We start from the raw sequence: 16,931 nt of genomic DNA on the forward strand, positions 1-16,931 counted from the left end.
TATTTCAAAAGTTCCACAAGGAAAATACCGAAAATTGTATGTGAGGATGTTTTTTCTTCGCGATATTACTTTATAGCAATACACATTTCACATAAAACTACAAATCATCATTTACCATATTGCCCTAAGTTACGGAAACAATTATACTAGATATAATCGCAATAAATAATCTGAATATTCTTAGAATTGAAGATAAAATTCTTTACTGCCCACAATTAGATAGATACATACTATTTTCCACTAAATAGATTAGAAAACGATAATAACATTAGGAGGATTACGATGCACCAGCTTGATTCATTACATCCCATTATAGAAAAAATAATTAACAATATTGAAAAGTTAATGGTCGGAAAGCGAAAAGAAACGATCTTAGCTTTGACAGCTCTCTTAGCTGAAGGTCATGTACTATTAGAAGATGTTCCTGGCGTTGGGAAAACAATGTTAGTACGTGCTCTTTCTAAATCAATTGATGCCGATTACAAGCGCATTCAATTCACACCTGATTTACTGCCGTCAGATGTTACAGGTGTTTCTATTTATAATCCGAAAGAGCTCCAATTTGAGTTCAAGCCTGGACCAATCATGGGGAATTTTATACTTGCTGATGAAATTAATCGTACATCTCCAAAAACACAGTCTGCCTTACTTGAAAGTATGGAAGAAGGCAATATTACAATAGATGGCAGGACAAGACCGTTACCAAAACCGTTCTTTGTAATGGCTACACAGAATCCGGTCGAATATGAGGGAACATATCCTTTACCAGAAGCACAGCTCGATCGTTTCTTATTGAAACTAAAAATGGGATATCCTACACCAGAAGAAGAATTTGAAATTTTAAACAGGATGGAAAAAACAAATCCTCTCTCCCATTTACAAGCTATTACAACAATAGAAGAATTACTTTATTTACAACAAAGCGTACGGGAAATAAGTATGGACAAATCCATCAAGCATTACATTGTAAAGCTTGTTAGTCAGACTCGTTCTTATAGTTCTATACAGCTTGGTGCAAGTCCACGTGGCTCGATTGCTTTAATGAAAGCTTCACAAGCTTATGCATTCATCCATGGTAGAAATTATGTTATTCCAGACGATGTTAAATTTTTAGCTCCTTACGTATTGGCTCACAGACTCATTCTAAAAATGGAAGCAAAATTTGAAGGAATAACAGGAGAACAAATTATCGCAAAAATCGTTGCGCGAACGACCGTGCCGACTCAAAGGAAGATGAACCTTTGATGAAACGAATACTACGAGCACTCTATCATTTTACTAAGTTATCACTCATTCCGTTTTGCCTAGTCTTATCATTTGTATACGCTATGCTTCAAGGAGGTTTTGTAAGTTGGTTTTTGTTTTACAGTATGATTCCTATTGGCCTTTATTCACTACTACTTCCCTTCTATGCTTTACGGAACGCCGAGGTAAAACGAATAACAAATCAAGACGAATATGTAGCAGGAGAACCATTTTTAAGTACGATTACAATAAAAAGAAGTTTTCCTTTTCCCTTACTTTATTTAATTATAGAAGATGTGTTGCCATCACAATTTACAAATTGTAAACAAACGAAGATGAATAAAGTAATACTCTTTCCAGGATTGAAACGAAATATTTTGTTTCAATATGCTATTGACACAATCCCTAGAGGAGAGCACGCTTTTTCAAGCGTACGTGTCAAAACTGGTGATTTATTCGGTATGATGGAGAAAGAAGTAACTTTTTCAGTTCCAGATACATTTTTAGTCTATCCCCAGTATGTAGATATAACATATCGACAAATGGAAAATCATTTCGAACAAGGAGCACTTTCAGCAAATATAAATTTAGTAAAAGACTCTACCATTTCTGTCGGTGTGAGAGACTATAAACCTGGTGACCGCTTTTCATGGATTGATTGGAAAGCAACTGCACGAACAAACAACATTATGACGAAAGAGTTCGAACAACAGCGTAGCCATAATATTATGATATTCATGGACAGAACCCCATCCCCTCTATTCGAATCAGTCGTCACATTTACTGCCTCTATTGTCAGGTCTGTCTTGAAGCAAAATTCACCAGCGTCATTCGTATCTGTCGGAAAAGAACGAACTTTTTTCCCTTTAGACAATGGAGATAGTCAGTTGCATCAAATCTTTTGTCATTTAGCGAAAGTACAAGCAGATAGTGTATTCCCGCTCTCCCGGAGTGTAGAAATGGAATTAAGAAAAATTTATGAGCCCGTCACGATTATACTCGTGACAAGCGATCTATCTCCCGATATTCAAAAAGCGGCTGACTATGCTGCAATTAAAAATAGAAAATTAATGGTGTTTGTCGTAAAAGAAAAAACAAATCAACTCTCACATCGAGAACTCAGTATTCTAGAAACTCTACAAAAACGAAAAATATTTGTAAAAGCGGTTTATGAAAACCAGTATACAAATGTGTTTTTTGAGGTGAGCAAATGATAACATTACCGGAAAAAAAACAATTGGATATGAACAAATTTTTCATGCATGCATGCGCATTTCTACTTTTACTAGAATGGCTAAGGCCCCTCATAGGTATTACAAACGTAGGTAGATTAGATGTTTTCGTAATATTTATAGGGATTTGCTTCACTCTCTCTTTTTTTCAAACAAAGTGGCAGATGCCAATAAAGATCGTCACGATTTTATTCATCATTCATTTCCTATATTATAAAAATACTTTTATAAATCCATCTTGGCTAACGAAATTTTTTACTGATATTTCTCGAGATTCCTCACTGTTATTTCAGGGGAATTTGCTAGATATTTCTCCAGTTTTTCCAACACTTTTATTTTTTTTATCATTTTGGTTTTTGAGTGCTTTCATCTCTTTTTGGATGATTCATAAAAAACGTGGGTTGTTATTTCTTATATTGACTATTATTTATATCACCGTTTTTCATAACTTACATTTATACAATGCAAACTTCGCTATTATTCGTACTGTTGTCATCGGCTTTTTTATGCTTAGTCTTTTTCGCATAGAACGAATAAAAGAGATGGAACACTTACAAAATTATGCTAAAGAAATCTCAAAATTACTTAAACCTCTTACAATATTTATTGTATTGTCAGCAACCATCGCATACTTCGCACCAAAATTTGGTCCTCAATGGCCCAACCCAATGGATTTTTTAAAATTCAACACATCCGAAGCAAGTAAAAAGCAAGAAATTTCTAAAATTGGGTATGGTTTAGATGACTCGAGATTAGGTGGTCCTTTTAAGGCTGATCCTACAATTGTATTCACAGCACAAACGCAAAACAAACAATATTGGAGAGTCGAAACGAAAGATTTTTATACCGGAAAAGGCTGGGAGGTTTCTGAAAATCAAAAAAAGATTTCTTTTAAAAATAAAAACGACGTCGTGAGCTGGTACGAACAAAATACAAAAACGGAGACAACAAAGGCAACAATCAACATGCAAAAAAGTTATCCTCACCTCACCTATCCAGCAGGGTTAGTATCTGTTGAGGCTTCTTCTAATGTAGAATACAGTGTTGACCCATTTTCAGAAAAAATCTATACGATGGACGGAGACTCCTCTACTACTTTACATTCATATAAAGTAACGTATGAGATCCCCGAGTTTTCCATAGAACAATTGAAAGCTGTAAAGACAAATGAAGGCCAAGAAACAAATACTTATTTCATGACAAAATACACGCAACTTCCCGAATCATTACCGCAGCGAGTAAAAGACTTAGCTGCTAATCTAACAAATGATACAGACAACCGATATGATAAAGTATTAGCTATTGAAAACTACTTCACCGACCATTCTTTTGTATATGAAACAATGAATGTCTCGTTCCCTGCCAAAAACCAAGATTATGTAGATCAATTTCTTTTTGATACAAAAAGCGGCTACTGTAATAATTTCTCGACATCTATGATCGTGTTACTTCGTTCTGCTGGAATTCCCGCTCGCTGGGTAAAAGGTTATACGGAAGGAACTCTTGATAATACGCTGGTGGGTGCTGAAGGTGAGGATGTTTATAAAATCGCGAACGATAACGCACACTCTTGGGTCGAAGTATACTTCCCTGGATACGGATGGATTCCATTCGAACCAACAAAAGGATTTACGAATCCCTATAATTTCACAAATAATACGCCTGCTTCTACTACACAAAATAGCGAAGAAACTAATTCTCAAAACGCGCAAATGCACCAAAGAAACAATGAAGCAAAGCTCAAAAGTTTAATAGAAGATACAGAAGAAGCTCCTACTAAAAAGATTACAACTGCTAAAAATAGATTTTCTTGGTGGTACGTATTCCTCTCTTCGATACTAATTAGTATTATAGGATACACTCTCTTCGCTACTAGAATGAAATGGATTACATTTTTTATCATTCTTTTCTATAAATACCGAAAAGATGATGCTGTTTATAACAAAGCTTATGGCGCACTTTTAAAACAATTTGCGCGAACCGTTATACCACGTGGGGAAAGTCAAACGTTCCGAGAGTACGCTCTCCACATCGATACACTTTACAACTCAGCCGATATGCAACAACTTACTTTCAGTTATGAGAACGCTATGTATCAAAAGGGGCAGGCTGCAGCAGAATGGGAAAAATCCGTATACTTATGGGAAATCCTTATGAAAAAAGCAGCTTCTCCGCCTAAATCAAATGACTTCCATTCAGCGATTTAATCTTGATAATGTGAGTTAAAAGTAAAAGCCTCAAAGAACAACATTGTTCTTTGAGGCTTTTTTAATAAAGTGAAACTCCTAGTTATTCCCCAAGTACCTTCTCAATCTCAACCTCTAAATCCACCGGCTTCGTCTGCGGCGCAAAACGCCCTACTACTTTCCCGTCTTTTCCGATTAGAAACTTAGTAAAGTTCCATTTCACTGCTTTCATACCGAGTAAACCTGGTGCTTGTTCTGTCATGTATGTATAAAGCGGATGTGCCTTATCACCTTTCACATCAACCTTTGCAAACATCGGGAAATTCACACCGTAGTTTAACTCACAAAAACTAGTAATATCTGCTTCTGTACCTGGTTCTTGTCCTCCGAATTGATTACAAGGGAAACCGAGTATTTCTAGTCCTTGGTCTTTATATTTATCATATACTTCTTGTAACCCTTTATATTGCGGTGTAAAACCACACTTGCTAGCTACATTTACAATAAGAAGCGCTTTTCCTTCGTAATCTTTTAACGACTTATCTTCTCCTGTTATCGTTTTAGCTGAAAAATCATAAACTGTCATTATCCTTACCCCTCTCTTCACTATCATTCTATGTTTATACTATACTACATTCGTGAATATACAGCTCTTATTACGTATTCCCTTCCAAAATGATAGCGCTTTATTTCCGTTCGAAAATTCGACACAAACTACTAGACTTTTATGTTGGAAAGTTTTACAATTAAATTGTGAACAAAATGTGACAGTTTATATTCCATTATAAAAGAAAAGGATGGTGTTCATTATGAAAACTGCACAACATGAAACGATTTCAAATCGCGAGTTTTATTTCGTACTATATATGATGTTATTGTATGTGATTGGCTGGGTAATCGATGTTAATGGTTTATTTTTAAGCTCCTACTTTAATTTAGCAGGAGAGATTATGCTTCCAATAGTTGGTGGCATTGTTGGACTGTTTGTTATGTCTATCAATAAAGAACAAGCAAAATAACAACACTTTAAAAAGGCAGAAGACGAGCTTTCGTTTTCTGCCTTTTTTCTATTTTAGCGTATAATAGAAACATGCAGTAAATAAGGAGTGGTAATGATGAAAAAAGTAGAGCAATTATCTTCTCACCTATATCTTATTGATGATTTTGATTTACAACATAACGAACGAACTGGTACGTACGTTTTATTAGGTGACGACATTACTTTAATTGAAACTTGTGCAGCCCCTTCTCTTCCATATATTTTAGACGGCTTACAACAATTACATATTGATTTAAACGAAGTTAAAAACATTATCGTTACACATGTTCATTTAGATCACGCCGGTGCTGCTGGTTTAATGATGGAAAAGTGCCCAAATGCTACTTTATATGTGCATTCTCGCGGTGCTCGTCATATGATTGATCCAACAAAACTCATTTTAGGCGCAAAAGCTGTATACAAAGAAGATTTCGATAAACTGTTTGATCCAATTCTTCCTATAGAAGAAGAACGTGTTCGTATTGTACAAAATGGAGATACATTACAAATTGCCGAAGACCGCACCCTTACATTTTATGATACACCGGGACATGCTAAGCACCATATTAGCATTCACGATTCATTAACAAACGGCATTTTTACTGGTGATACAATTGGAATTTATTATAGAGAACTCGCAGACCTTGGTGTAGAACTATATTTACCATCAACGTCCCCTTCACAATTCCAACCAGATGCGATGATTGCTTCTAAAAATCACATTCAAAGTATGAATGTAGATACTATTTATTTCGGTCATTACGGTGCATCATCCAATATTACAGAAGTATATAACCAGCTTGAACATTGGCTACCTATTTTCGTTCATACTGGTAAAGAGGTCTTTGAACAGTATAATGATTTCGACGAGGCTACTAAAGCATTACAAACTGTGTTAATGGAAAAAATCTCTTCTCATCTTACAATGTTAAACATTCCATCAGATCATTCCGTTTATAACATTTTACATCTAGATATAGAAATTAGCGCGATGGGCATTATTGATTATTTCACGAAGCAAGAAAAGGCAAACTCCACTATTAACTAACAGTATAAGAAGAGATACACAACCGTAGTTATTGTATATCTCTTCTTTTTTTGAATATATTTTGAGTAAAGGATGGTGGAATGCAATGCAAAAAGTAATGCTATACCTCAGCTTTACATTATTTATCGTCTTATTATTATTTGTCGGAGTGAAAATTCAATTTTATTTAGATACAGATGCGCAGGTGAATTTTAACGTTTATCCAAGATTATTCTACTTTACACTCTTCCCTCTTATAGTTGGCATTTTATTACGATTCCTTCAATCGATTAATCGCGAAACGAGTAAACAAAACTGGAGCTTTCAACCGGATAAGTTTATCGCTATTACAGTGCCTACAATATTAATTTCCTTTTCCCCAGCTCTACTCTTTTCACCACTTGGTCAATACTTACCTTATTTAGCTAATATTATTCTTATAAATACAACTTTTATTACGATAATTAGTTTAATAGCTGGTTATTCACTTTTAGATTGTTTTATACAAAAAGACAATGAGAATAGTAAGGAATATAACTAAATGATTTCCTACTTTCACTTTATTAAGCAAATCAAGATAATTCTGCCCTGAATTGTATGCAAAAGAACCTAATGTTCAAATTTTTAAGTGTCGTTGGTTACGGTGGTTTATTTGTAAGTGGGATATTACTTGTAAGAGTCGCTATTCATGCGGTAAGGAAATGTATGTTAAACTAAAGAAAATCGTGTACTAAGTTAAATGACACTTCAAATAAGGGAGAATTATTATGTATAAACTTTTTGGATTCTCGTGTCTAATGTTTCTCGCAAGTATATGTTCTTTCTTTATTTTAAGAGGGCCTAATGCAAATTTAACTTTAATTATTGCGATTCTAGCTATACTTTCATTACTCGGTATTCTTTTTGCAATCGCATCAAAGAATTGGTTATTCGGAATAGTTGGTACGGTATTAAATGGCGTAATATTAGTAGTTGTATACTTCCTATTGCTTGCAAAAGGAATAGGTGGTTAATATATTTACGTTTCAATAAGAAAAGCTCACAGCTTAGGCTATGAGCTTTTTTACTTATCTCACCTTTTCATCTACATACTCCATAAACTGTTCCGCTTGAATAAATCTTTCTTTGTACGCCTCAGGTACGTCTTCTACTTTCATTCCACCAGTTGATTTTGTCTTCACTCGTACGATTTCATGTGTCATTAATGCTTCCATATAGTGATCAAATTCTTCTTGTGTTAATATTTCTTTACTAGATTTATGACCATTTAATTTATCAAAGTATGGTTGAAGCCCCATACTTACCTTCTTCATCTCTTCTCTTTTTGCTGGTGATAATTGATCATAATCAATATTACCGTTCGAATCTCCGTATACCAGCTTTGCATTTGTTAATTTTTTTAGTTCTTTTGTAAACTCTTCATATTCCTTCGCACCCATTTCATCTTTCGCTTCTGATAATTTTGCATTAAAACGCATATACGCTTCTAATGTCATCGCTCCGGCATGTTTTTTTAGATTCTCAAAAGATCCATATATACCATCCGCCATAATAGATTGATACGCAAAACCAGTCGTTGGGATTAAAAAAGCTGTTGCAAGTACTCCTGCGATCAGACGGTTCCTCCTCTTACGCCCCCCGTGATTCATTTTTATTTGAAAGATTACTTTTTCTTTTAACTCCGGCGGGGCAACAATCCCCTTCGCTTCTTCTCGTATAGATTCTCTAACTCTACAATCTAAACTCATTTCACATTCCCTACCTCTCCTAAAAAGATTTCTTCTACTTGCTCTTTTTGACGTAGTTTCTTTAATGCTGCGTTAATTCTAGATTTCACAGTACCAATTGGAATATGTAATATTTGTGCTACTTCTTCTTGTGAATAATCGTGTAAGTATCTTAATATAATAACTTGTTTCAATTTATACGGTAATTTATGAATGAGTTCGATTAGTTTTTTGTTTGATATTTTACTTACAACATCGTTAGAAAAGTCAACTTGTACCGGTTTTCTTTGCTCTTCTGCTTTTTTTATAATGCGTAATCGCATCCACCTCTTTCTTCTATAAGAGTGAATTTGTTTAATCACAAGTCCAATTAGCCAAGGGCGAAATGGTTTCTTGCTATCATACTTACGAAGCGATTCATATAGCTGTATGTATATTTCTTGAACGACATCATCTACATCCGTTTTATCTTCAATTAAAAAATGTGCTGTTTTATATACTTCTTGAATCGTTTTATCATACAACTCGCTATATGCTTCTTTATTGCCTGATAAAGTTAAATGGATTAAATTTATATACACTGTTTCATCCTTCATATATCATCCCTCCTTTGTCTTACACTATATATTGGCAAATAATTGAGATTTCGTTCGATTTTCCCAAAAAGTTTTTATATAAATTTATATAATGATCGAATGAGTTCATAAGCTTCACTTATAAAGTCGCATAACTATTATATAATTTTCCAATTTCTAATGAACATTTAAAATGATTTATATAGTCAAATTTAGGAGGATATATAATGAAAGCTATCATTGTAACGTCGTTCGGTGGTCCTGAAGTGATGAAATATACAGATATGGATATGCCGGTTATTTCAGAAAATCAAGTTTTAATTCGCGTTATTTCTACTAGTATAAATTTCGCCGATATTAAATCCCGTTATAGTAAAAAAGGAAATACAGCACCACCTTTTATACCAGGGATAGATGCCGCTGGTATTGTAGAACGTGTCGGTTCTCAAGTGAAAAATATTCATCCTGGACAACGTGTCATTGCTTTTCCTCAAAATGGATCTTACGCAGAATACGTTGTCGCAAACGAAAACCTTACTTTCGTTTTACCTGATGAAGTAGATTTTCAAACTGCAGCTGCTTGTCCGATTGTATCTTTTACAGGCTATAATTTACTCGCAAATGTTGCAAGGCTTCAACAAGGCGAATCTGTACTCATTCATGCTGCGGCTGGTGGAATTGGTACGACAGCAATTCAAATCGCAAAACGATTAGGGGCCGGAAATGTTATCGGTACTGTCGGAAATGAATCGAAAAGTAAAATCGCTTTAGACGCTGGAGCTGATTATGTTATTTGTCATCAAGATGAGGATTTTGTAGAGAAAGTCAATGAGCTGACAAATGGTGAAAGGGTTGATGTAATTTTAGATTCTATTTCTGGAACGGTTTCGGAAAGAAGTTTAAAATGTCTTGCTTATTACGGTCGCCTCGTTCATTTCGGAAATGCAAGCGGTGAAATTGGTAACTTTCAAACGAAAGATTTACACGCAAGTTGCCGCTCTATACTCGGTTTTAGCTTCGGCACTACACGAAAAAAATGTCCTGAACTACTCCAAGAAACAGCACATGAAGTTTTCCGTTATTTACGTGATGGCAGTCTAAAAATGAAAGTTGCGAAATCTTTTCCACTTCAAGATGCAGGGAAAGCACATGAATGGGTCGAAAGTAGAAAAAGTACAGGGAAAGTAATACTAACTGTCCAGTCCTCTTCCTGAAATGAATACTTGAAACCGAGGTGTCATTCATGGGATCACGAATTATGCATGCTATTATAGCCAACAAGATTGCCGAAAAACTATATATCCAAGATAAAACTTCTTTCATACTTGGAGGTGTAGCCCCTGATGCGGTTCATTCAGCAGAAGAAAAAGGAACTTCACACTTTTACGCTGGCACAACGAAAAACTATACGAGAAGGATAGATTTCAATTCTTTTTTTCAAAAATACAGAGCTCATATGGATTCCCCTTTTCTCTTAGGCTATTACACTCATCTCATTGCCGATGATAATTGGCTAAGTGGCTTTTTTCTACCTTGGCTAAAAAATAGAATAGAAAATGACGAAACGATCACACCTATGTACTATAACGATTTTAAATTGTTAAATGCAAAGTTGCTTCATCATTACGATAAAGAACAACAGCTCTTCTCTCTTCTCAACGAAGAGGCTCACATTATGGATATTGAAGAAGTTTCTAAAGAAAACGTATTAGCTTTTCGAAAGTATCTTTTTGAAGATATGTTGTATCCAGAGCAACATTTACATGAAGAGTTACAAGTATTTACGTTTAATCAAATCGTTGGTTATATTGAGACAGCTATTGAAAAAGGCGTATTTTATATTAATCAACTCTCTAATGAAAAATCCACTTCAAACATGTAATCCCCCTCAATATATTTGAGGGGGATTTTCACAAAACAATATTATTATTTGTTCTTTTCCATAACCGCAAAATAATTCCCTTCACTATCAGCAAAGTTAAACACTTTACCAGAAGGCATCGTTACCATTTCGCCAACAGTAACATTTTTATTTTTTAAATCTGTATATAATTGATCAAGATTTTCTGAGAAGAACATTAAAGATGGTGTACCAAGATTTAATTCTGGGCTCATCTTAGAAATCACTTCTTTATTATGTAATATAATGCTCGTTTCTGCACCGCTTTTCGGAGCGATTTCAATCCATCTCATTCCTTGCTTATTATCTTCCTCTGCTACTACATGAAATCCTACTTTCTCTGTCCAAAAATTGACTGCCTCATCTTGATTGTTTACATATAACATAATTTGTCCGACTTTATGAATCATTGTTTTTCCCCCTAATGATTTTTATATTCTATGTAGGTTTCTACAGGTACTATTATTATTCCTTTTTCATTCAATTACAATCAAAAAGACGTAACTACAAATAGTTACGTCTTTCCCATTATTTATCTAGGCTTTTTCTTTCCAGTAAACGCTGGTTTCTTTTTCTTTGGTGCTTTCGGTTTCGTTTCTACAAATGATCCGTTGAACATTTCTTGCTTCGTAAATACGATACCTAGTTTTTTTGCAAATTGAAGTAATTTACGCTCTTCTTGTTGTGTTACAAGAGAAACGACTGTTCCTTCTTTACCCATACGTCCTGTACGTCCTGAGCGGTGAATATATTGGTCTACTGTGTCTGGTAACTCCAAGTGGATTACATGTGTTAAATCATCAATATCAATACCGCGTGCTGCAATATCAGTAGCAAGTAGAATTTCTAATTTCCCGCTGCGGAAAGCACGCATCGTTGCTTCACGCTCTTGCTTACCTGCTTCTGCATGAAGAGCTGCTGCTTTCATTTTACGGAACTGCAATTTCTGAGTAATTTCATCTAAACGGAATGGGTCGTTTAAGAAAGCAACTGCTTTTACATCGCCCATATGCATAATTCTTCTTACATAATCATTTTTTTCGCGTCGCTCACAAATGATGTACGTATGCTCAACTAAGCTTTTTGACTCTGCACGTGTTACACGTACTAATTGTGGTTCAACTGCCAAATCACGTGCCGCGTCTTCTGCCGCTTTTGTAATTGTCGCCGAGAAGAATACTAATTGACGGTCGCGCATCGTTGATTTAATTACATCTTGTACTGCGCCCATCATCTTTTGTTTTACAATTTGATCAAACTCATCAAATACAATTGTTTTTACTTCATGCATCTTTAGCTTTTTCATTCGAATTAATTCTAAAATACGTCCTGGTGAACCGACAATTACTCTCGGGTGTTTCTTTAATTTTTCAACTTGGCGCTTAATATCTGCACCACCAATTAAAGATGCCCCTGAAATTTCAGTCCCTGCTGTAAACTTTTGAACCTCTTCGTGAATTTGCATGACAAGCTCACGTGTTGGCGCTAAAACAACAACTTGTGGTTGTTTTACTTCAGGATTAATTTTATGTAAAAGGGGTAATAAGTACGCTAATGTTTTTCCTGTTCCAGTTGGAGACTCAGCTATAACGTCTTGTCCTTCTAAAATAGTTGGAATCGCTTGTTTTTGAATTTCAGTTAATTCTTTAAAACCAGCCTTCTCCCAAGCTTGTTGTAAAAATGGTTGCATATCTTTTATCATTTGTTTTTCTCCTTTATCTCTATTTTTGAAGAAAATGTTGTATTGTTCGCACCGTTTCTATCATGTGTGAAATAACAGCTATTAAATCATCAACATGGTCTTCTGTAATCGCTTTTTGAAATAGAACCTCTACCTTATTATGATATGAAATCGCTCGCTTATTATATTCGTATGAAAGTTTTTGCGTAATCATTCTTTCTTTTCCCCATATAGAATGCATGAAAGTTTCAATTTCTTCGCACACTACCTCTGGCTTTTCTATCGGGAATGAAAATGCTAACTTCATTTCACAACCTGGTGTAAATTGTGGTACTTCTAATATTTCACCAGACAAGTTCTTTGCATCTACAGATAGTGAAAATGTTGCTTCTACTAACTGTTCGAACGGCTCTGTTAATTGAAATGAAATATGGTATATACGACTTAATGAGGCAAGGTCCATCATATCTTTTCGATCTGTTACAAGAATATCTCCATGTAAATCAAAATCATAAACAGCACCTTCTACGATTACTTTTAAATTATCAAAAGCAGTTGGATCAAACATAATTTCCTCCAAAAAACAGGCGCCTTTCGATGGAAAGGCGCCACTTGATGTATATATAGTTTACAGATAAACGAGATGAATTACAACCTTTTAGAATAAACCTACTGCTTTTCCATCTTCATTTACGTCCATTTGTAGTGCTGCTGGCTGTTTTGGAAGGCCTGGCATTGTTAACATTGTTCCTGTTAACGCAACGATAAATCCTGCACCAATTGATGGTTTCAGCTCACGAATTGTAACGATAAAGTCAGATGGACGACCTAATTTTGTTGCATCGTCAGAAAGAGAGTATTGTGTTTTCGCCATACAAATTGGTAGGTTACTCCATCCTTCTCCTTCATATTGAGCTAATTGCTTACGTGCTTTCGGAGCAAATTCAATATCTTTTGCGCCGTACACTTTTTGAGCAATTGTACGGATTTTTTCTTCTAATGGTAATTCTAATTCATAAAGTGGTGCGTAGTTGTTCTCACCTTTTTCGATTTCTTTTAACACTTTTTCAGCAAGGTCAACTCCGCCTTGTCCACCCTTCTCCCAAACTTCCGTTAAGGATACTGCATAGCCACGCTCATTGCACCACTCTTGTAAGTATGCAACTTCTGCATCTGTATCTGTAATAAATTTATTAATTGCAATTACGAAAGGCACACCGAAACTTTGAATTGTTTCAACATGCTTCTGTAAGTTTTCCATACCTTTTGCTAATGCGTCTACATTTTCTTCTTTTAATTGATCTTTTGCTACGCCACCATGCATTTTAAGCGCACGAATAGTCGCAACAATAACAACTGCTTCTGGTTTAATGCCAGCTGCACGAGCTTTAATATCTAAAAACTTCTCTGCACCTAAATCAGCACCGAATCCAGCTTCTGTAATAACATAATCACCTAATTTTGCTGCCATTGTTGTAGCGATAACACTGTTACAACCGTGAGCGATATTCGCAAATGGTCCGCCGTGAATGATAGCTGGTGTATTTTCTAACGTTTGTACTAAGTTTGGTTTTAATGCGTCTTTTAATAATAATGTTAACGCACCTTCTACACCTAAATCTTTAACTGTTACAGGTTGATTTGCAAAGTTATAAGCAACTACGATGCGAGATAGACGCGCTTTTAAATCTTGAATATCTGTTGCAAGGCAGAATACGGCCATGATTTCAGATGCTACTGTAATATCGAAACCGTCTTCACGGGGTACACCTTGAACTGGTCCACCAAGACCAATTACTACGTTACGAAGGGCACGATCATTTAAGTCAACACAGCGTTTCCAAACGATTTTACGCGTATCAATCCCAAGTGTGTTTCCTTGTTGGATATGATTATCAATAAACGCCGCTAACGCGTTATTAGCAGTTGTGATTGCATGAATATCTCCAGTAAAGTGAAGGTTAATGTCTTCCATTGGTACAACCTGTGAAAAACCACCACCTGCTGCTCCGCCTTTTAGTCCCATCGTTGGTCCAAGAGATGGTTCGCGAAGTGCAATCACTGTTTTCTTACCAATTTTATTAAAAGCTTGACCTAAACCAACTGTTACTGTTGATTTACCTTCTCCAGCTGGAGTTGGGTTAATCGCTGTTACTAAAACAACTTTACCGTCTTTCTCGTTCTGTAAGCGCTTAAAAATATCAAGAGATAACTTACCTTTATAATGCCCGTACGGCTCTAATTCATCTTCTAAAATATTTAATTCAGCTGCAATTTCTTGAATCTTCTTCATACTCGCTTCTTGTGCGATTTCAATGTCGGATTTAACTGTTGTAGTAGTTGTCATATACCCTAGTCCCCCTTTAATTGGTTCTGATGATATTGTATCAGTTTTTTGTATTTTCTGCACTTATTTACCTCCTAAAAATTCTTTCATTTCTTTATACGTTTTTTAACATAAATACCCATAAGAATGTTAACGATTGTTGTAACTCGATAGGTAGTTGACCTAGCATCTTCTCATTTACTCCACGCTTATATACACCGATGCCATCTACAACTTCAAAACCTTGTTCTTTCGCTAACTGTTCAAATTCCCAAGGCATCATCGTATTACAAACAACGTCTTTGCCGTATAAACGAGGATAACTGTTCTCTCGAGGTTTTGCTGTCGGTCCTAAAATTGCAATACATGCATACCCATCACTTTTTAAAACGCGCTTTATCTCATTTAATGCTCGTAATGGTTCCTCGGTCCATTCTAAAGAATTAATTGCCATAATTGATTCAAATTGCTCATTTTCAAATGGTAAGGAAGAAAGATCCCCTTTTATAAAAGATAAATTCGGTCCTTCTCCGCGCTCCTTACCTTTTTGAATCATCACTTCTGATAAATCTACTCCAACTGCTTTATAGCCCGCGTGACTTAATTTATATGTACCGTATCCATCCCCACAACCAACATCAAGCACCTGAGCTTCTTTTTTCACGTATTGTTCAAAAAATGGAATAATTGTACTCCTACTCCCGCTGTCCCACATCTCTTGACTATTTTGAGTCCAAAATTCTGCACTACTATCCCATTTTTTCTCTGCTGATTCATGCCAATTAAATTTCGTCATACATTCCCCTGCTTTCACGTTTTATCACTCATTTCATTCTACATCATTTTCCAAAATTCCTGTTTATCTTCATTAGGAGATGTACAAGCTAATAATGGAATCTTTATTCTCCAATTTTTGCTTTACTTGGGTTTAACTCATACTCATGTTCTTCTCTTTATGTAAGATACTATAGGTACACCCAATTGAAAGAGAGGGATGTACATGCGAAGAAAGAGAAATCATCATTTTAAAAGTGGTGAAAAAAACGAAGAGTATGCAGCTGAAATATCACCAGCTGGTATACCGATTAGACATAAGCGTAAAGAAATTGCAAATGAAATAGAAGGTACAAATACCGGTGCAATGGTAGGCTATGTCGCTTTATTTCTTTCGCTTTTCTCAATTGCATTTTATCCGGTTACACTCGGCTCTCTTGCGATTTTAGTCGGCTTATTAGCTGTCAATTTCGGCGCAAGAACACTTGGTTATACAGCAATTGGTTTTGGTAGTTTTTCTGTTTTATTTACTTTACTCTATCCGCTTGCTTTGTCAGCGTTTTAAAAAAAACACACCAAGTTATACTTGGTGTGTTCATTCGTGGTACAACATAATATGACCGCATCCACAGCAATGTTTCGCTGTAATTTCTTGAAACACTGGATAATTCTCTTCATCCCGATGCTCAATAAACACCTTTTCAAATCGATACATATTTTGTGCATATGCCCAATCTTGTTTCGTACGTGCATACAAAGTTGAGGAAAAAAACTCCTCACCACCGCAAACGATACATGTATTCTTCATCACTACCCCTCCTATGCTTGTCTTACTTCATCTATATGAGCATAAGCATAAAAAAAAGACCTTCTATTACTAGAAAGTCTTTTCTGAAACAAAAAGAAATGTACCAAACATTCCTACTCCGCTATATTCTTTCGTAACACCAGCTTCTGTTTTAAATGTTTGCTTTACAGTCATAAAAAATACACTATTTCGTGCATCTGTACTTTCAAATTGTAGCTTTTCTTTTTTACCATCTACATTTTGTGTGCATTCAAAACTACTCTCATCACATTTCAACGCATACTTATCTTCTAGATACAATTTATAATCTGATTCTTTCGGACAAGTTATAAGTAATATTGCCACGAGAATAATACTTACAATACCCACAATTGTATAATATTTCTTCATTTGTACTCCTTTCAAATGACA

At 35.3% G+C, this 16,931-nt stretch carries 20 protein-coding genes; 10 read left to right on the forward strand and 10 right to left on the reverse strand.

Going from position 1 to position 16,931, the window contains the following annotated elements; all coding sequences use genetic code 11:
• The first annotated feature begins 282 nt into the window (after positions 1–282).
• From ACXVYO_RS15635 to ACXVYO_RS15645, 3 genes are read left to right on the forward strand one after another with little or no spacing between them, the layout of a single operon-like run.
• Positions 283–1,245, forward strand: a complete 963-nt coding sequence (locus tag ACXVYO_RS15635; RefSeq protein WP_458467720.1) for an AAA family ATPase — start codon at positions 283–285, stop codon at positions 1,243–1,245.
• Positions 1,245–2,459, forward strand: a complete 1,215-nt coding sequence (locus ACXVYO_RS15640) for a DUF58 domain-containing protein (RefSeq protein WP_458467804.1) — start codon at positions 1,245–1,247, stop codon at positions 2,457–2,459. The genes ACXVYO_RS15635 and ACXVYO_RS15640 overlap by 1 nt, the downstream gene beginning before the upstream one ends.
• Positions 2,456–4,684, forward strand: a complete 2,229-nt coding sequence (locus ACXVYO_RS15645; protein ID WP_458467721.1) for a transglutaminase TgpA family protein — start codon at positions 2,456–2,458, stop codon at positions 4,682–4,684. The genes ACXVYO_RS15640 and ACXVYO_RS15645 overlap by 4 nt, the downstream gene beginning before the upstream one ends.
• Positions 4,685–4,766: 82 nt before the next feature.
• On the opposite strand, the gene bsaA is transcribed toward ACXVYO_RS15645, so the two are convergent.
• Positions 4,767–5,249 (reverse strand): glutathione peroxidase, encoded by a 483-nt coding sequence (gene bsaA / locus ACXVYO_RS15650; RefSeq protein ID WP_000219426.1) that lies wholly within the window; start codon positions 5,247–5,249, stop codon positions 4,767–4,769.
• Positions 5,250–5,472: 223 nt separating this feature from the next.
• On the opposite strand from bsaA, the gene ACXVYO_RS15655 reads away from it, so the two are divergent.
• From ACXVYO_RS15655 to ACXVYO_RS15670, 4 genes are all read left to right on the forward strand, one after another.
• The gene (locus tag ACXVYO_RS15655; RefSeq protein ID WP_000844973.1) at positions 5,473–5,682 is read left to right on the forward strand and encodes a DUF3925 family protein; all 210 of its coding nucleotides are present in this window, start codon (positions 5,473–5,475) and stop codon (positions 5,680–5,682) included.
• Positions 5,683–5,778: 96 nt separating this feature from the next.
• A complete protein-coding gene (locus ACXVYO_RS15660; RefSeq protein ID WP_458467722.1) occupies positions 5,779–6,750 on the forward strand; it encodes an MBL fold metallo-hydrolase in 972 nt (323 codons plus the stop codon).
• An 85-nt stretch (positions 6,751–6,835) separates the two neighbouring features.
• A complete protein-coding gene (locus tag ACXVYO_RS15665; RefSeq protein WP_458467723.1) occupies positions 6,836–7,270 on the forward strand; it encodes a hypothetical protein in 435 nt (144 codons plus the stop codon).
• 226 nt (positions 7,271–7,496) lie between these two features.
• A complete protein-coding gene (locus tag ACXVYO_RS15670) occupies positions 7,497–7,742 on the forward strand; it encodes a hypothetical protein (RefSeq protein WP_097844656.1) in 246 nt (81 codons plus the stop codon).
• Positions 7,743–7,796: 54 nt separating this feature from the next.
• On the opposite strand, the gene ACXVYO_RS15675 is transcribed toward ACXVYO_RS15670, so the two are convergent.
• Both ACXVYO_RS15675 and ACXVYO_RS15680 read right to left on the reverse strand, forming a co-directional pair.
• Positions 7,797–8,477 (reverse strand): DUF3600 domain-containing protein, encoded by a 681-nt coding sequence (locus ACXVYO_RS15675; protein ID WP_458467724.1) that lies wholly within the window; start codon positions 8,475–8,477, stop codon positions 7,797–7,799.
• Positions 8,474–9,052 (reverse strand): sigma-70 family RNA polymerase sigma factor, encoded by a 579-nt coding sequence (locus tag ACXVYO_RS15680; RefSeq protein WP_458467725.1) that lies wholly within the window; start codon positions 9,050–9,052, stop codon positions 8,474–8,476. The genes ACXVYO_RS15675 and ACXVYO_RS15680 overlap by 4 nt, the downstream gene beginning before the upstream one ends.
• Positions 9,053–9,258: 206 nt before the next feature.
• Between ACXVYO_RS15680 and ACXVYO_RS15685 the strand changes: the two genes are divergently transcribed.
• Together ACXVYO_RS15685 and ACXVYO_RS15690 are read left to right on the forward strand one after the other, a co-directional pair.
• Complete coding sequence (locus ACXVYO_RS15685; protein WP_458467726.1) at positions 9,259–10,245, forward strand: quinone oxidoreductase family protein; 987 nt, start codon at positions 9,259–9,261, stop codon at positions 10,243–10,245.
• Positions 10,246–10,274: 29 nt separating this feature from the next.
• Positions 10,275–10,913 (forward strand): zinc dependent phospholipase C family protein, encoded by a 639-nt coding sequence (locus ACXVYO_RS15690; protein ID WP_458467727.1) that lies wholly within the window; start codon positions 10,275–10,277, stop codon positions 10,911–10,913.
• 44 nt (positions 10,914–10,957) lie between these two features.
• On the opposite strand, the gene ACXVYO_RS15695 is transcribed toward ACXVYO_RS15690, so the two are convergent.
• The 5 genes from ACXVYO_RS15695 to ACXVYO_RS15715 all read right to left on the reverse strand — a co-directional run bounded on the left by ACXVYO_RS15695 (position 10,958) and on the right by ACXVYO_RS15715 (position 15,734).
• The gene (locus ACXVYO_RS15695) at positions 10,958–11,341 is read right to left on the reverse strand and encodes a VOC family protein (protein WP_000581463.1); all 384 of its coding nucleotides are present in this window, start codon (positions 11,339–11,341) and stop codon (positions 10,958–10,960) included.
• Between the two features lie 122 nt (positions 11,342–11,463).
• Positions 11,464–12,633, reverse strand: coding sequence for a DEAD/DEAH box helicase (locus ACXVYO_RS15700; protein ID WP_458467728.1), 1,170 nt, complete (start codon positions 12,631–12,633; stop codon positions 11,464–11,466).
• Positions 12,634–12,652: 19 nt separating this feature from the next.
• Positions 12,653–13,180, reverse strand: coding sequence for a hypothetical protein (locus ACXVYO_RS15705; protein ID WP_458467729.1), 528 nt, complete (start codon positions 13,178–13,180; stop codon positions 12,653–12,655).
• A gap of 90 nt (positions 13,181–13,270) precedes the next feature.
• On the reverse strand, positions 13,271–14,959 hold the full coding sequence (locus ACXVYO_RS15710; protein WP_012644371.1) for a formate--tetrahydrofolate ligase: 1,689 nt from the start codon (positions 14,957–14,959) through the stop codon (positions 13,271–13,273).
• A gap of 94 nt (positions 14,960–15,053) precedes the next feature.
• Positions 15,054–15,734 (reverse strand): class I SAM-dependent methyltransferase, encoded by a 681-nt coding sequence (locus tag ACXVYO_RS15715; protein WP_458467730.1) that lies wholly within the window; start codon positions 15,732–15,734, stop codon positions 15,054–15,056.
• A 204-nt stretch (positions 15,735–15,938) separates the two neighbouring features.
• On the opposite strand from ACXVYO_RS15715, the gene ACXVYO_RS15720 reads away from it, so the two are divergent.
• A complete protein-coding gene (locus ACXVYO_RS15720) occupies positions 15,939–16,277 on the forward strand; it encodes a hypothetical protein (protein WP_001253201.1) in 339 nt (112 codons plus the stop codon).
• A 30-nt stretch (positions 16,278–16,307) separates the two neighbouring features.
• Here the strand turns inward: ACXVYO_RS15720 and ACXVYO_RS15725 are convergent, their stop codons facing one another.
• Together ACXVYO_RS15725 and ACXVYO_RS15730 are read right to left on the reverse strand one after the other, a co-directional pair.
• Positions 16,308–16,520, reverse strand: coding sequence for a hypothetical protein (locus tag ACXVYO_RS15725; protein WP_000798748.1), 213 nt, complete (start codon positions 16,518–16,520; stop codon positions 16,308–16,310).
• 69 nt (positions 16,521–16,589) lie between these two features.
• On the reverse strand, positions 16,590–16,910 hold the full coding sequence (locus ACXVYO_RS15730) for a hypothetical protein (protein WP_458467731.1): 321 nt from the start codon (positions 16,908–16,910) through the stop codon (positions 16,590–16,592).
• Positions 16,911–16,931 lie beyond the last annotated feature (21 nt).

It is taken from the genome of Bacillus sp. BC08 (assembly GCF_054326875.1).

Coding starts and splice junctions, on each gene's coding strand:
- ACXVYO_RS15635 (WP_458467720.1), top strand. CDS start 283: ATGCACCAGCTTGATTCATTACATCCCATTATAGAAAAAATAATTAAC.
- ACXVYO_RS15640 (WP_458467804.1), top strand. CDS start 1,245: ATGAAACGAATACTACGAGCACTCTATCATTTTACTAAGTTATCACTC.
- ACXVYO_RS15645 (WP_458467721.1), top strand. CDS start 2,456: ATGATAACATTACCGGAAAAAAAACAATTGGATATGAACAAATTTTTC.
- bsaA (WP_000219426.1), bottom strand. CDS start 5,249: ATGACAGTTTATGATTTTTCAGCTAAAACGATAACAGGAGAAGATAAG.
- ACXVYO_RS15655 (WP_000844973.1), top strand. CDS start 5,473: ATGAAAACTGCACAACATGAAACGATTTCAAATCGCGAGTTTTATTTC.
- ACXVYO_RS15660 (WP_458467722.1), top strand. CDS start 5,779: ATGAAAAAAGTAGAGCAATTATCTTCTCACCTATATCTTATTGATGAT.
- ACXVYO_RS15665 (WP_458467723.1), top strand. CDS start 6,836: ATGCAAAAAGTAATGCTATACCTCAGCTTTACATTATTTATCGTCTTA.
- ACXVYO_RS15670 (WP_097844656.1), top strand. CDS start 7,497: ATGTATAAACTTTTTGGATTCTCGTGTCTAATGTTTCTCGCAAGTATA.
- ACXVYO_RS15675 (WP_458467724.1), bottom strand. CDS start 8,477: ATGAGTTTAGATTGTAGAGTTAGAGAATCTATACGAGAAGAAGCGAAG.
- ACXVYO_RS15680 (WP_458467725.1), bottom strand. CDS start 9,052: ATGAAGGATGAAACAGTGTATATAAATTTAATCCATTTAACTTTATCA.
- ACXVYO_RS15685 (WP_458467726.1), top strand. CDS start 9,259: ATGAAAGCTATCATTGTAACGTCGTTCGGTGGTCCTGAAGTGATGAAA.
- ACXVYO_RS15690 (WP_458467727.1), top strand. CDS start 10,275: ATGGGATCACGAATTATGCATGCTATTATAGCCAACAAGATTGCCGAA.
- ACXVYO_RS15695 (WP_000581463.1), bottom strand. CDS start 11,341: ATGATTCATAAAGTCGGACAAATTATGTTATATGTAAACAATCAAGAT.
- ACXVYO_RS15700 (WP_458467728.1), bottom strand. CDS start 12,633: ATGATAAAAGATATGCAACCATTTTTACAACAAGCTTGGGAGAAGGCT.
- ACXVYO_RS15705 (WP_458467729.1), bottom strand. CDS start 13,180: ATGTTTGATCCAACTGCTTTTGATAATTTAAAAGTAATCGTAGAAGGT.
- ACXVYO_RS15710 (WP_012644371.1), bottom strand. CDS start 14,959: ATGACAACTACTACAACAGTTAAATCCGACATTGAAATCGCACAAGAA.
- ACXVYO_RS15715 (WP_458467730.1), bottom strand. CDS start 15,734: ATGACGAAATTTAATTGGCATGAATCAGCAGAGAAAAAATGGGATAGT.
- ACXVYO_RS15720 (WP_001253201.1), top strand. CDS start 15,939: ATGCGAAGAAAGAGAAATCATCATTTTAAAAGTGGTGAAAAAAACGAA.
- ACXVYO_RS15725 (WP_000798748.1), bottom strand. CDS start 16,520: ATGAAGAATACATGTATCGTTTGCGGTGGTGAGGAGTTTTTTTCCTCA.
- ACXVYO_RS15730 (WP_458467731.1), bottom strand. CDS start 16,910: ATGAAGAAATATTATACAATTGTGGGTATTGTAAGTATTATTCTCGTG.